Here is a 12,467-nt window from a genome sequence, read left to right on the forward strand (position 1 = left end):
GGCACCCGGTGATCACTTTCCGCTCCTGACGGAGGATTCCGTGACCACCCGTTCGTCCGACGTCACCGACGTCACCCCCGCCACCGTCGCGGCCGTGCAGCGCACCCTCGACGGCCGCTGGCACGCCCTGCGCGACGAGATCCGCGCCCGCGACGACTTCGCGCAGCTGCGCGTCGACCCGGGCACCGACGTCGAGAGCTACCGCGCCGCGATCGGGGAGATGCTCGTCCGCCTCGCCGACGACGGGCACGCCGTGCACGGCTTCCCGACGTCGGTCGGCGGGCGCGGCGACATCGGCGGCTCGGTGGTGTCGTTCGAGATGCTCGCCTTCGCCGACCTGTCGCTGCAGGTCAAGAGCGGTGTGCAGTGGGGTCTGTTCGGCGGGGCGATCCAGGCGCTGGGCAACGCCGAGCAGCACCAGCGGTACCTGCCCGCCGTCATGGACCTCTCGCTCCCCGGCTGCTTCGCGATGACCGAGACCGGCCACGGCTCGGACGTCCAGTCGGTGCACACCACCGCGACGTACGACGCGGACACCGGCGAGTTCGTGATCGACACCCCGACCGAGTCGGCGCGCAAGGACTACATCGGCAACGCCGCCCGCGACGGGCGGATGGCGGCGGTGTTCGTGCAGCTCTACAGCCGGGACGAGCGGCACGGCGTGCACGCGGTGCTGGTGCCGCTGCGGGACGCCGACGGCACGGTGCTGCCCGGCGTCGAGATCACCGACGACGGGCACAAGGAGGGACTCAACGGCGTCGACAACGGGCGCCTCGCCTTCCACGGCGTGCGGGTCCCGCGCGAGAACCTGCTCGACCGCCACGGCTCGGTCGCCGAGGACGGCACGTACTCGAGCTCGATCGAGAGCGAGAACCGGCGGTTCTTCACGATGCTCGGCGCGCTCGTGCGCGGTCGCGTGAGCGTCTCGGGCAGCGCGGTCGGCGCGGCGTCGCTGGCCCAGACGATCGCCGTGCGCTACGGCGACGCCCGCCGCCAGTTCGCGGCGCCGGGCAGCGACGACGAGATCGCCGTCCTCGACTACCTCGCCCACCAGCGCAAGCTGCTGCCCGGCCTGGCGCGGACCTACGCGCTGCGGTTCGCGCAGAACGAGCTCGTCGAGATGCTCCACGACATCCAGACCACCCGCGAGGCCGGCGGCGACGTCGACGAGAAGCGCCAGCGCGAGCTCGAGTCCCGCGCGGCGGGCACCAAGGCGCTGACCACCTGGCACGCCACCGCCACCATCCAGGCCTGCCGCGAGGCGTGCGGCGGGCAGGGCTACCTGTCGGAGAACCGGCTGGGCCAGCTGCGCGCCGACACCGACGTCTTCACGACCTTCGAGGGCGACAACACCGTCCTGCTCCAGCTCGTCGCCAAGGGCCTGATCTCGGGCTACGCCGACGACTTCGGCCACCTCGACACCCTGGGCACCGTGCGCTTCGTCGCCGACCAGGTGCTCGACACCGTCGCCGAGCGCACGTCGTTGCGCCAGCTCACCGAGCGGCTGCGGGCCGTGGCGCCGGGCCGCGACGAGGACGACGTGCTCGACCGGTCGTGGCAGGTCAAGCTCCTCGACGACCGCGAGGAGCACACCCTCGACTCGCTCGTGCGCCGCCTGCGTCGCGCCCGCGAGAAGGGGATCAGCGCCGAGCGCCAGTTCGCGATCTTCAACAACGCCCAGGACCACCTCCTGCGCGCCGCCCGCAGCCACCTCGACGGCCTCGTGCTCGACGCCTTCGTGCGGGCGATCGACGCCTGCGTCGACCCGTCCGCGCAGCGGCTCCTGGGCCAGGTGTGCGACCTCTACGCCCTCTCCCTGATCGAGGAGGACAAGGGCTGGTTCCTGGAGCACGGGCGCATCTCCGCCGCCCGCGCCAAGGCCGTCACCGCCGAGGTCAACCGCCTCTGCCAGACCCTGCGCCCCCACGCCCGCGACCTCGTCGACGCCTTCGGCATCCCGGAGAGCTGGATCGGCGCCCCGATCGCCACGGGCGCCGAGCAGCGCCGCCAGGACGAGGCCCGCACCCACGCCGCCTCCCTGCGCTGACCGGGATCGAGCACGGGGTGTTCGAGCAATGCGGCTTTCCTGGCAGATCCGATACAGCACGCCGATAGGGCCAGGATCGCCACATGCTCGCTCGCGTGACACGCCGGCGGGGTTGTCAGCCTGGCGTCCACGCTCACGTCCAGCGTCAGGAAATCCGCCCGCTCGATGGACGTCCGGTTCGGTGGAGTCCGACCGGAACGGGTACCGGTGGCACGATGGCCGCCCCCGGCGGCGGGCCGGACGTTCGAAGGCGAGAGGACTGTCGACGTGAGCACTCCGGGCGAGGGCTACGGCCAGCAAGGACAGCAGGGCTACGGCCAGCAGCCGGGCTACGGGCAGTCGCAGTACGGGGAGCCCGCCTACGCGGGGCCCGACGGCGCGGCGCCCGGCTGGGGCCAGCCGGCCGGCGGGCCGCCGCCGAGCCCGAAGAACGGCATGGGCATCGCCGCGCTGGTCTTCGGCATCCTGGCGCTGCTCACCTGCTGGTGGCTGCCGGTGCTCGGCGGCATCCTCGGGATCGTCGCGATCATCTTCGGCGTCGTCGGCCGCGGCCGGGCGAAGCGCCTGGAGGCCACCAACAAGGGCATGGCCACGACCGGTCTCGTCCTCGGCATCCTGAGCCTGATCGTCAACATCGTCCTCAGCATCGCGATCTTCTTCCTGGGTGTCGCGTTCCTGAACTTCGGCGGCGGGAACTCGATCCAGCAGTTCCAGGACTGCATCGCGAACGCGTCGAACCAGCCGAACCCGGCCGCTGTGCAGCAGGCCGCGGAGCAGTGCGGTCAGCAGTTCGGCCAGCAGCTCCCGGGCGGCACGCAGCCGGAGGGCGACGGCGGCTGACCCACGGGACCGACGACGACGGCCCCCGCACCGAGCAGGTGCGGGGGCCGTCGTGTGTCGAAGGTGTCCGGACCGGGCGATGAGCCGCCTCGCGGCGCGTGGCACACCAGGGCTTCAGCCGAACGATCGTCCCTGGCGGCTCTTTGTTATTGAGACCCGGGGGCACATGGCGCCCGGCCCGGACACCCCATTGAACCGCATGGGGGCCCGCGGTGTTCCCGGGTGGGGGTCGTGAGAGATCGCACTCAGCGGGGCAGGACGGCGAGGGCGTCCGTGACGGGGCGCAGCTCGCCCGCGGGGCTGCTGACGACCGCGAGGTCCTCGCCCTGACCCCGGCGGACCATCGTCGTCGAGCCCCCGCCGTCGAGCGACGCGGCCAGCGGGACGCCGAGGTCGACGAGCAGGCGTCCGAGCTCGGCGACGGTGGTGCCGATGCTCGCGTCCTGGCGCCCGTCGACGGTGACGAGCCAGAGACGTCGGCCGTCGGCGGCGACGCCGACGGCCGTGCGGGGCGCGCGCTCGCCGTCCTGGAGGCCGGGCAGGACCCGCCCGCCGCGGGCCAGGGGCAGGGCGCCGACGGCGACGCGCAGCGGCGGGGCCCCGACGGTCTCGAGCCCGGCGTCGACCGACACCGCCGACCCCACGGGCAGGCCTCGCAGCGCCGCGGCGCCCCGGTCGCGTCCGACCAGCGCCACCGTCCCGGCGGGCAACCGTCCCGCCCCCGGCGGCCCGACCGCGACGACGCGGCCCCGCGCCACGCGGACCTCGACGGCGTCGGGGCTGCACGGGGCGTCGGCGTCCGTATCGCTGCCGCACACGACCCGGCGACGGGGCACGTCGCCCCACGCCGGGTCGAAGACCCCGACGCCGTCCACCGGCACCGCGTAGGCGTCGAGGCCGGCGAGCGGGATCGACCGGCCCCGACCGCTGACCCGCCCCCGGAAGACCGACCGCGCGAGGTGCGCGCGGCCCGCGGCGTCGACGCCCACCACGGTGTCCGGGGGCTCGCCGGGCGGGGCCGGCGGCGCGGGCCGCCGGCCCGCCGGCACCCCCGTGGCGCGCGGCCGGCCGTCCACGACCTCGACCCCGACCGGTGCGCCGGTGCCGCCCTCGTCGAAGAAGCCGCCGTTGACCGCCGCGATCGCCCCGGCCCGACCGGCCAGCTCGGGCACCGGGGCGACGGCGGCCACGGCCGGCGGGGTCAGGAGGGCGACACGCACGGCCGGCGAGGTGAGGTCGACCTCGACCACGTCGCCCCGGACCGGGCCGCCGCGCGGGTCCGGGATCGTCGTCGTGAACTCCCGATACGTGGTCCCCGGCAGGTCCGGCGCCCCCCGCGGGTCGAGCAGGGCGTCGAGCACCCGCCCGTCGCCCGGCGGGACCGGGGGCGGCGGGGATGCGGCTCCCACCGTCAACACCCCGACGAGGGCGAGCACGAGGGCGGCCCGGCCAGAGCCCACGCCTGCCTCCCCGCGCCCGTCGTCTCCGCCACGCCGACGGGTGACCGGCCGAGACTCGGGGGTGCCGGGTCACCGCCACGGGTCGACACTCCGGTGGTGCGGCCGCCGTGACCGGTCGTGTGAGAAGCCCGTCAAATCGGACAGGAGCGGCGGAATCGCCCGACGTCGGTATCGTCACAGCGGGGAACCCTCGCGGGGACGTGTCCGTTGGCCGACCGCGAGTGCTCGGTAAAGCGACGGCAAAGCGGTGGAGGAGCAGGCGTGACGGTCCCCTTCTGGGTCTGGGCGGCCACGGTCGGCGGCATCGCCGTCCTCGTGGCCATCGACATCTGGCACGCCCGGTCGCCGCACGAGGTGAGCTTCCGCGAGGCCACCCTCTGGTCGGTCATCTACATCGCCGTCGCCGTGGTGTTCGGCGTGATCCTGCTGTTCACGATGGGCACGCAGTCCGGCACCGAGTACTTCGCCGGCTACCTGGTCGAGAAGAGCCTCTCGGTCGACAACCTCTTCATCTTCGCGGTGATCCTCGGCCAGTTCGCGGTGCCGAAGCGCCACCAGCAGAAGGTGCTGCTCTGGGGTGTCATCGGCGCCCTGGTCATGCGCGCGATCTTCATCGCGATCGGCGCCGCGGTGATCTCGGCGTTCGCGTTCGTCTTCGTCATCTTCGGCGCGTTCCTGCTCTACACGGCCTGGACGCTGATCCGTCAGCACGGCGCGGAGCCGAAGGACATGCACGACAACCGCGCGGTCAAGCTCGTCCGCCGGTTCGTCACCGTGCACGAGGAGGCCGGTGACCACGAGGGCTACAAGGACGACGGGCGGCTCACCGCGCGCGTCCACGGCAAGTGGGGCGTCACACCGCTCTTCATCGTCGTCGCGGTGATCCTCTCGGTGGACCTGGTGTTCGCCCTCGACTCGATCCCCGCGATCTTCGGCATCACGCAGAACGCGTACATCGTCTTCACGGCCAACGCGTTCGCGCTGCTCGGCCTGCGGGCCCTGTACTTCCTGCTCGTCGGCCTGCTCGACCGCCTCGTGCACCTGTCCTACGGCCTGGCGTTCATCCTCGCGTTCATCGGCGTCAAGCTGATCCTGCTCTACCTGCACGAGGACGTTTCGACCTCGATCCCCGAGGTGCCGACCTGGCTCTCGCTGGTCGTCATCGTCGTGACCCTGGCCGTGGTGACGGTGACGAGCCTGCGGGCGACCCGGAAGGTCCAGGACGACGACGACCCCGAGACGACGCCCGAGCTCGAGCCCGGCGCGGCGGACGCGTCGCCGGAGCCGCCCGCCCCCGGCAGCACCGAGCAGGAGTCGCGCTCCTCGTCCTAGGGTCGGGTCATGGCCGACCGGGACCGGGACGAGGCAGGACGGGCGCGCAACGCGCGTCCCCGCGACGCGTCCGGCCGCCCGCTCCCGCGGGGGGCGACGGGCGTCACGCGGCCCGACGAGGAGGAGGACCTCACGCCGGACGAGGCGTTCGCCCGGGCGCAGGCCCTGCTCGACGACGACCGCCCCTTCGACGCGCACGACGTCCTCGAGGGCCGGTGGAAGGCCGCGCCCGAGGACGAGAAGCTCCTCTGGAAGGGCCTGGCCCAGCTCGCGGTCGGCCTCACCCACGAGCAGCGCGGCAACGCCCGCGGGGCGTCCTCGCTGCTCCGGCGCGGCGCGGCGACCGTGAGCGAGGCCCCCGACGCCGCGTCCCGGTACGGCGTCGACCCGGCGGCGCTCTCCGGCTGGGCGAGCGCCCGTGAGGAGTCCGGTCCGCTCGCCCCGGGGCTGGTGCTGCGGCGGACCTGACCGGCCGTTTCGGACCACCCGGCCGTCGGCAACCCCGCGGACGACGCACACCACCCCTCGCGAGGAGGCACGACGGCATGGCCGGCGCACTGGACGGCAAGCGGATCGCGATCATCGCCACCAACGGCGTCGAGCAGGCGGAGCTCGAGCAGCCCCGCGCGGCGGTCGAACGGGCCGGCGCCCGCGCCACGCTGGTCTCGCTGTCGACCGACCCGATCCAGGCGATGAACTCCGATATCGACAAGGGCGACACGTTCACGCCGGAGGCGGCGATCGCCGATGTGTCGGCCGACGATTTCGACGCGCTCGTGCTGCCCGGCGGCACCATCAACGCCGATCAGCTGCGGCAGAGCGGCGACGTCGTGACGTTCGTCCAGCGGGTCGTCGCGGACGGGAAGCCGGTCGGCGCCATCTGCCACGCGCCGTGGACGCTCGTCGAGGCCGACCTCGTGCGCGGCCGCACGCTGACGTCGTACCCGAGCCTGCGCACCGACATCCGCAACGCCGGCGGCACCGCCGTGGACCAGGAGGTCGTCGTCGACCGCGGGCTCGTGACCAGCCGCACCCCGAAAGACCTCGACGCGTTCTGCTCGACGATCGTCGAGGAGTTCGCCGGTGCGCTGACGCGCCCGTGAGCAGAACGGCGTGCCGGAGCACTCCGACGTGCTCACGAGCCCGAAGGGCACACTGCTCGACGTGACCACGCCGGGCCTGTTCGACGCCGTGCTCGCCCGCGGCGGTGCGCGGGACGCGACCGGCGACCGGGCGTGGGTGCGGGCGCTGCTCGACGTCGAGGCCGCCCTCGCCGCGGCCGCCGCGGACGTCGGCACGCTCGACCGTGACGACGCCGACGCCATCGCGGCGGCCTGCGCGCAGGCACCCGACCCGGGCGAGCTCGGCGAGGCCGCCGCGGCGTCGGGGAACCCCGTGGTGCCGCTGGTCGCCGGACTTCGTCAGCGCTTGAACGGGACCGCCGCCTCCGGGGTCCACCGTGGCGCCACCAGTCAGGACGTCCAGGACACCGCGGCGATGCTGGTGGCCCGCGACGCGGTCCGCGTCATCGTCACCGATCTCCGCGCGGCCGCCGACGCCGCGGCCGCCCTCGCCGCGGCCCACCGCGACCGCCCCGCCGCCGGCCGGACCCTGCTCCAGCAGGCCGCCCCGATCACCGCCGGGCTGCGGGCCGCGGGCTGGACGGCCGGTCTGGACGCGGCGGCCGCGGCGCTCGACGCCTGGCGCCCGGCCGTGCAGCTCGGTGGCGCGGTCGGGAGCCTCGCCGCGTTCGACGGCCACGGGCGGGCGGTCCGCGCCGCGCTCGCCCGGCGGCTCGGTCTCGTCGAGCCGGTCCTCGCCTGGCACACCGAACGCGGGCGCGTCGCCGAGATCGCCGGCCTGCTCGGCCGCGCCGGCGCCGCGACCGGGTCCGTCGCCACCGACCTCGTGCTGCTCGCGCAGACCGAGGTCGGGGAGGTGCGCGAGGACGTCCCGGGCCGCGGCGGATCGTCGACCCTGCCCCACAAGCGCAACCCGATCGCCGCGGTCTCCGCACGGGCGGCCGCGATCGCCGCGCCGGGCCTCGTCGCCTCGGTCCTCACGGCCGCGTCGCTGCACGAGCACGAGCGCGCGGCCGGCCCCTGGCACGCCGAGTGGCGCCCGCTCACCGAGCTGCTGCGCACCGTCGGGTCGGGCGCGTCGTGGCTGGCCGACGCGCTGACCCACCTCGCCGTCGACCCGGAGCGCATCGCGGCGTCCCTCGACGTCACCGGCGGTCTGCTGCTCGCCGAGCAGGCCACCACCGGGTTGCGCGGACGCCTGGGCCACGCGGCGGCGAAGGACCTGGTCACGCGGGCAGCGGCGACCGCGCAGGACGAGCGCCGCCCCTTCGCCGACGTCCTGACCGACGCCCTCGCCGGGCTCGACGACCCGCCCGACGACCCCGCCGCCGAGGTCCGCGCGCTGCTCGACCCGGCGGGCGCGATCGGCGAGGCGACCGCGCTCGTCGACGATCTGCTGCAGTCCCGAGAAGGGAAGCGCCCGTGAGCCCGCACCCCTCGACCCAGCACTGGGACCCGGACGGCGAGCAGGTCCGCCGGGCGGTCCTGGGCGACGAGCACGTCGACCGCGCCGTCGCCGCCACCGACGACGTCACCGCCGATTTCCAGGACTTCATCACCCGGTACGCCTGGGGCGGTATCTGGACCCGGCCGGGCCTGCCGCGGCGGGACCGCAGCATCGTGACGCTCTCGGTGCTCGCCGCCCTGCACCACGACGGCGAGCTCGGGCTGCACGTCCGCGCGGCCCGCCGCAACGGCCTGACCCGCGAGGAGATCCAGGAGGTCCTGCTCCAGGTCGGCGTCTACGCCGGGGTGCCGGCGGCCAACCGGGCCTTCGCGGTGGCGCAGCGGGTCCTCGCCGAGCTGGGGGAGGAGGACGACCCCGAGGACGGCCACCCGACCTGACCGCGCCACGCTGGTCGGTGGTGCGCGCCGTTACCGTGGGCAGTTCAGTACGGTCGCCGCGGCGACGACCACGACGGGCGGGGGCGATGGAGCGCGCGGGAACGGCGGCACGGCCGCGACGGCACGGGTTCCGGCGCGCGGCGCTGGCGGGCGCGGTCGCGGGGCTGGCGCTGCTGGCCGGCGCCTGCTCGTCCGGACCGACGCTCGAGACCCCGCCGATCCCGACCTTCCCGGGCCCGGGCGCCGCGCCGGCGACCAGCGCGCCGCCGCCGCGCAACAGCATCCTGCCCACCGAGTGCGACCAGGTGCTGGCGTCCGACCAGCTGCCGAACTACCTCGGGATGCCGCTGGGCACCGTGCGCGTCACCGCCCTGCGCGACGTCCCGGCACCCTCGGTCGGCCGCCTCGAGCGCGTCACCTGCAACTACACCTCGCTCGGCGGCCCGGGCGCCCCGCCGCCCAACACCCTGGTGCTCAAGGTGCTGACCAGCGGCTACACCTCCCCGGAGGCCGCCACGGCGCAGTCCCGCGTCAACCGCGACGCCCAGGCCAGCTCCGGCGTGCCCGCCCAGCCGGTGCCGTTCGGTGCCGCCGAGGCCGTGTACTACCCCGACCCCGAGGGCCCCGTCCTCGTCGTCGTGTACGGCCGGGTGACGGCCAGCTTCACGCTCACCCCCGACCGTCCGGTGCCGGTGGACCAGGCGCAGCCGGTGCTCACCGACCTCGCGCTGCGCGCGCTGCCCGTGCTCGTCCCGCAGGCCGGGCAGTAGACCCCGCGGCCGGGCGCCGACCTACCCGGCGCTCCGGCGCACGGCGTCGGCGAACGCCGCCGGGTGGGTGGACGCGGCGAGGTGCCCGCCGGGGAACGTGACGAGCGGGCAGCCGGTCCGGCCGGCGAGCGCGACCGCGCAGCGGTGGGGCAGCTCGCCGCGCGAGTCGGCGCCGGCCGCGGCGACGAGGCCGGGGACGGCCGCGAGGGCCGCCGGGTCGGCGTCGCCGGTGAGGGCGGGCACGAGCAGGTCGCCGAGGAACGACGCGACGTCCCGGTCGGTCTCGCCGGTGTCCGGACTCACCGGCGGCGGATCGGTGCCCCGCACCAGCGCGTCCAGCCGCGCCATCCCGGCCGCCGCGCCGCCGGCGCGGAAGGCGGTGCGCACGTCCTCGACGTCGTCGCGGAGGTCCTCGGGGAGCAGCCGGACCAGCGGCGGCTCGTGGGCGACCACGCCGGTGACCAGGTCCGGGCGTGCGCGGGCGAGCGTCAGCGCCACGATGGCCCCACCGCTGCACCCGACGAGACGGGCGGGCCCGGTGCCGAGCGCGTCGAGCAGGGCGGCGACGTCGCCGGCCAGCGCCCCGGGCGTGAGGTCGCCGTGGTCGAGGCGCTCGCTGTCGCCGAAGCCGCGCGGGTCGGAGGTGAGCACCGTGTGGTCGGTCGCGAGCGCGTCCGCCAGATCGGCGTACCCGGCGCGCGTCACCGGCGCGCCCACCAGGACCAGGAGCGGCCCGGAGCCCCGCAGCTCGCAGGGGACCGTCCCGCCGGGGACGGTGAGCCGCTGCACGGCGACGGCCGGGTCTCGCGCACCGATGTCCCCGCCTGGCACCGCTCCGCCCTCCTCGTCCGGGTCGGGCGGGACCCTAGGCCCCGGGGACGACGACGTCACAGCGATTTCCGCCGGGGCGGTGCTTATAGTTGCCCGAACCTAAGGATCGCGGAGGCGACGTGACGAGCACGGTGGGGGACGGGCGGCCGTCCCCGTCGGTGGCGCCGGCGGTGGCGCACCTCGGTCCGCGGTACAAGTGGATCGCGCTGACCAACACGACGCTCGGCGTGCTGATCGTGACGATCAACATGTCGATCCTGCTCATCGCGCTGCCGGACATCTTCCGCGGCATCGCGCTCGACCCGCTGCAGCCGGAGAACATCAGCTACCTGCTGTGGCTGATCATGGGCTACCTCGTGGTGACGGCCGTCCTCGTCGTCACCTTCGGCCGCGTCGGCGACATGTTCGGGCGCACCCGGATGTACACGCTCGGGTTCGCGGTGTTCACGGTGTTCTCGATCCTGCTCGCCGTCACCTGGCTGCAGGGCGACGCCGGCGCGATCTGGCTGATCACCATGCGCGTGCTGCAGGGCATCGGCGGCGCGCTGCTGCTCGCGAACTCGACGGCGATCCTCACCGACGCGTTCCCGTCCCACCAGCGCGGCCTCGCGCTGGGCATCAACTCGATCGCCGCGATCGCGGGCTCGTTCCTCGGCCTGATCATCGGCGGCGTGCTCGCCCCGGTCGCGTGGCACCTGGTGTTCATCGTGTCCGTGCCGATCGGCATCGGCGGCACCATCTGGGCCTGGTCCAAGCTCGAGGAGACCAGCGAGCGCCACGAGGGCCGCATCGACTGGTGGGGCAACGTCACCTTCGCCGTCGGCCTCGTCGCGGTGCTCATGGGCATCACCTACGGCATCCAGCCCTACGGCGGACACGTGATGGGCTGGACCAGCCCGACCGTGCTCGTCTGCCTCATCGGCGGCGTCGTGATCCTCGCGATCTTCGTGGCCGTCGAGCGACGCGTCGCGCACCCGATGTTCCACCTGTCGCTGTTCGGCATCCGGTCGTTCACCGCCGGGAACATCGCCAACCTGCTCTCCGCGCTCGGGCGCGGCGGCCTGCAGTTCATCCTCATCATCTGGCTGCAGGGCATCTGGCTGCCCCGCCACGGCTACGACTACGAGTCGACGCCGCTCTGGGCCGGCATCTACATGGTCCCGCTGACCATCGGCTTCCTCATCGCCGGACCGGTCTCCGGGATGCTCTCCGACCGGCACGGGGCGCGCTGGTACGCCGCGGGCGGCATGCTCGTGGCGGCCGTGAGCTTCCTGCTCATGGGCTTCCTGCCCGTCGACTTCCCCTACCCGCTCTTCGCGGTGCTCCTCGCCGTCAACGGCCTCGCGATGGGCCTGTTCTCCTCGCCCAACCGGGCCTCGATCATGAACAGCGTCCCGGCCCGCCAGCGCGGCGTGGCCGCGGGGATGACCGCGACGTTCATGAACGGCGCGACCGTGCTCTCGATCGGCATCTTCTTCTCGATGCTGATCCTCGGGCTCGCGTCGACGCTGCCCTCGGCGCTCTTCGGCGGGCTCACCGGGCAGGGCGTCCCGGCCGACGTCGCGGGCCGCATCGCCGAGCTCCCGCCGGTGAGCACGCTGTTCGCCGCGCTGCTGGGCTACAACCCGATCGAGACGCTGCTCGGCCCCGGCGTGCTGGCCCAGGTCGGGCCGCAGCAGGCCGAGTTCCTGACCGGCCGCAGCTTCTTCCCGCAGCTGATCTCCGGTCCGTTCGCCGACGGCCTGTTCCTCGCGCTCGGCTTCGCCGCGGTCTGCTGCCTCGTCGCCGCGATCGCCTCGCTGTTCGACAGCGCCAAGCCCTCGCTGGAGCAGGCCGAAGCGCTGGGAGAGGACCTGGGGCGCGAGGAGGACGACGGGGTCCCGCCGGCCGCCGCCCCAGGTCCCGGAACGGTTGCTGCCGCGCCCGCCGCCGGCGGGCGTCCGGTCGCCGTGGCCGGGCGGATCCTCGCTCCCGACGAGGCACCGGCAACGGCCGTGCTCACCCTCGTCGACGACCGCGGCCATGAGGCCGACCGCGCCGAGACCGACGCCGCGGGCCGCTTCACGCTCAGCGCCGACGGCCGCTCGGGCGACTACCTGGTGATCGCGACGCCGCGCGGGCGCGGCACCGCGGCCCCGGCGGCCACGCGCGTCACCGTCAACGGCTCGCCGGTGCACGTCGACGTCGTGCTGCAGGAGCGTGCGGCCCTGCCGCGCTGAGGCGAGCGGCCGTGTGGGGACCCCCACTCGGACGCCTTGGG

The 12,467-nt window shown here is 74.6% G+C and carries 11 protein-coding genes; 9 read left to right on the forward strand and 2 right to left on the reverse strand.

What is annotated here, in order from left to right; genetic code table 11:
• Nucleotides 1-40: 40 nt before the first annotated feature.
• Both ACR9E3_RS06740 and ACR9E3_RS06745 read left to right on the forward strand, forming a co-directional pair.
• A complete protein-coding gene (locus tag ACR9E3_RS06740) occupies nt 41-2,047 on the forward strand; it encodes an acyl-CoA dehydrogenase family protein (RefSeq protein ID WP_460379337.1) in 2,007 nt (668 codons plus the stop codon).
• Nucleotides 2,048-2,314: 267 nt separating this feature from the next.
• Nucleotides 2,315-2,887, forward strand: a complete 573-nt coding sequence (locus ACR9E3_RS06745; protein ID WP_460379339.1) for a DUF4190 domain-containing protein — start codon at nt 2,315-2,317, stop codon at nt 2,885-2,887.
• A gap of 245 nt (nt 2,888-3,132) precedes the next feature.
• Here ACR9E3_RS06745 and ACR9E3_RS06750 read toward each other — a convergent pair whose 3' ends face one another.
• A complete protein-coding gene (locus ACR9E3_RS06750) occupies nt 3,133-4,347 on the reverse strand; it encodes a phosphodiester glycosidase family protein (protein ID WP_460379341.1) in 1,215 nt (404 codons plus the stop codon).
• Between the two features lie 261 nt (nt 4,348-4,608).
• Between ACR9E3_RS06750 and ACR9E3_RS06755 the strand changes: the two genes are divergently transcribed.
• The 6 genes from ACR9E3_RS06755 (at nt 4,609) to ACR9E3_RS06780 (ending at nt 9,376) form a co-directional block, all read left to right on the forward strand.
• Nucleotides 4,609-5,679, forward strand: coding sequence for a TerC family protein (locus tag ACR9E3_RS06755; RefSeq protein WP_460379343.1), 1,071 nt, complete (start codon nt 4,609-4,611; stop codon nt 5,677-5,679).
• A gap of 9 nt (nt 5,680-5,688) precedes the next feature.
• Nucleotides 5,689-6,147 carry a DUF309 domain-containing protein gene (locus ACR9E3_RS06760; protein ID WP_460379345.1) on the forward strand — a complete coding sequence of 153 codons (459 nt, stop codon included), beginning with the start codon at nt 5,689-5,691 and terminating at the stop codon, nt 6,145-6,147.
• 77 nt (nt 6,148-6,224) lie between these two features.
• Nucleotides 6,225-6,782: a type 1 glutamine amidotransferase domain-containing protein gene (locus ACR9E3_RS06765; protein WP_460379347.1), complete on the forward strand. Its 558-nt coding sequence runs from the start codon at nt 6,225-6,227 to the stop codon at nt 6,780-6,782.
• Between the two features lie 10 nt (nt 6,783-6,792).
• The gene (locus ACR9E3_RS06770) at nt 6,793-8,187 is read left to right on the forward strand and encodes a lyase family protein (protein WP_460379349.1); all 1,395 of its coding nucleotides are present in this window, start codon (nt 6,793-6,795) and stop codon (nt 8,185-8,187) included.
• Nucleotides 8,184-8,606 (forward strand): 4-carboxymuconolactone decarboxylase, encoded by a 423-nt coding sequence (gene pcaC / locus ACR9E3_RS06775; RefSeq protein ID WP_460379351.1) that lies wholly within the window; start codon nt 8,184-8,186, stop codon nt 8,604-8,606. Before ACR9E3_RS06770 ends, pcaC begins: the two co-directional genes overlap by 4 nt.
• Nucleotides 8,607-8,692: 86 nt before the next feature.
• Nucleotides 8,693-9,376 (forward strand): hypothetical protein, encoded by a 684-nt coding sequence (locus ACR9E3_RS06780; protein WP_460379353.1) that lies wholly within the window; start codon nt 8,693-8,695, stop codon nt 9,374-9,376.
• Between the two features lie 21 nt (nt 9,377-9,397).
• Here the strand turns inward: ACR9E3_RS06780 and ACR9E3_RS06785 are convergent, their stop codons facing one another.
• Nucleotides 9,398-10,207 (reverse strand): alpha/beta fold hydrolase, encoded by an 810-nt coding sequence (locus ACR9E3_RS06785; RefSeq protein WP_460379355.1) that lies wholly within the window; start codon nt 10,205-10,207, stop codon nt 9,398-9,400.
• 158 nt (nt 10,208-10,365) lie between these two features.
• On the opposite strand from ACR9E3_RS06785, the gene ACR9E3_RS06790 reads away from it, so the two are divergent.
• Nucleotides 10,366-12,426 carry an MFS transporter gene (locus ACR9E3_RS06790; RefSeq protein ID WP_460379660.1) on the forward strand — a complete coding sequence of 687 codons (2,061 nt, stop codon included), beginning with the start codon at nt 10,366-10,368 and terminating at the stop codon, nt 12,424-12,426.
• The last annotated feature ends 41 nt before the right edge of the window (nt 12,427-12,467 follow it).

Source organism: Actinomycetospora sp. C-140, assembly GCF_054796175.1.

What these genes read in the sequence shown, in the direction of transcription:
- ACR9E3_RS06780 (WP_460379353.1), top strand. Translation starts at nt 8,693, where the DNA reads ATGGAGCGCGCGGGAACGGCGGCACGGCCGCGACGGCACGGGTTCCGG.
- ACR9E3_RS06760 (WP_460379345.1), top strand. Translation starts at nt 5,689, where the DNA reads ATGGCCGACCGGGACCGGGACGAGGCAGGACGGGCGCGCAACGCGCGT.
- ACR9E3_RS06765 (WP_460379347.1), top strand. Translation starts at nt 6,225, where the DNA reads ATGGCCGGCGCACTGGACGGCAAGCGGATCGCGATCATCGCCACCAAC.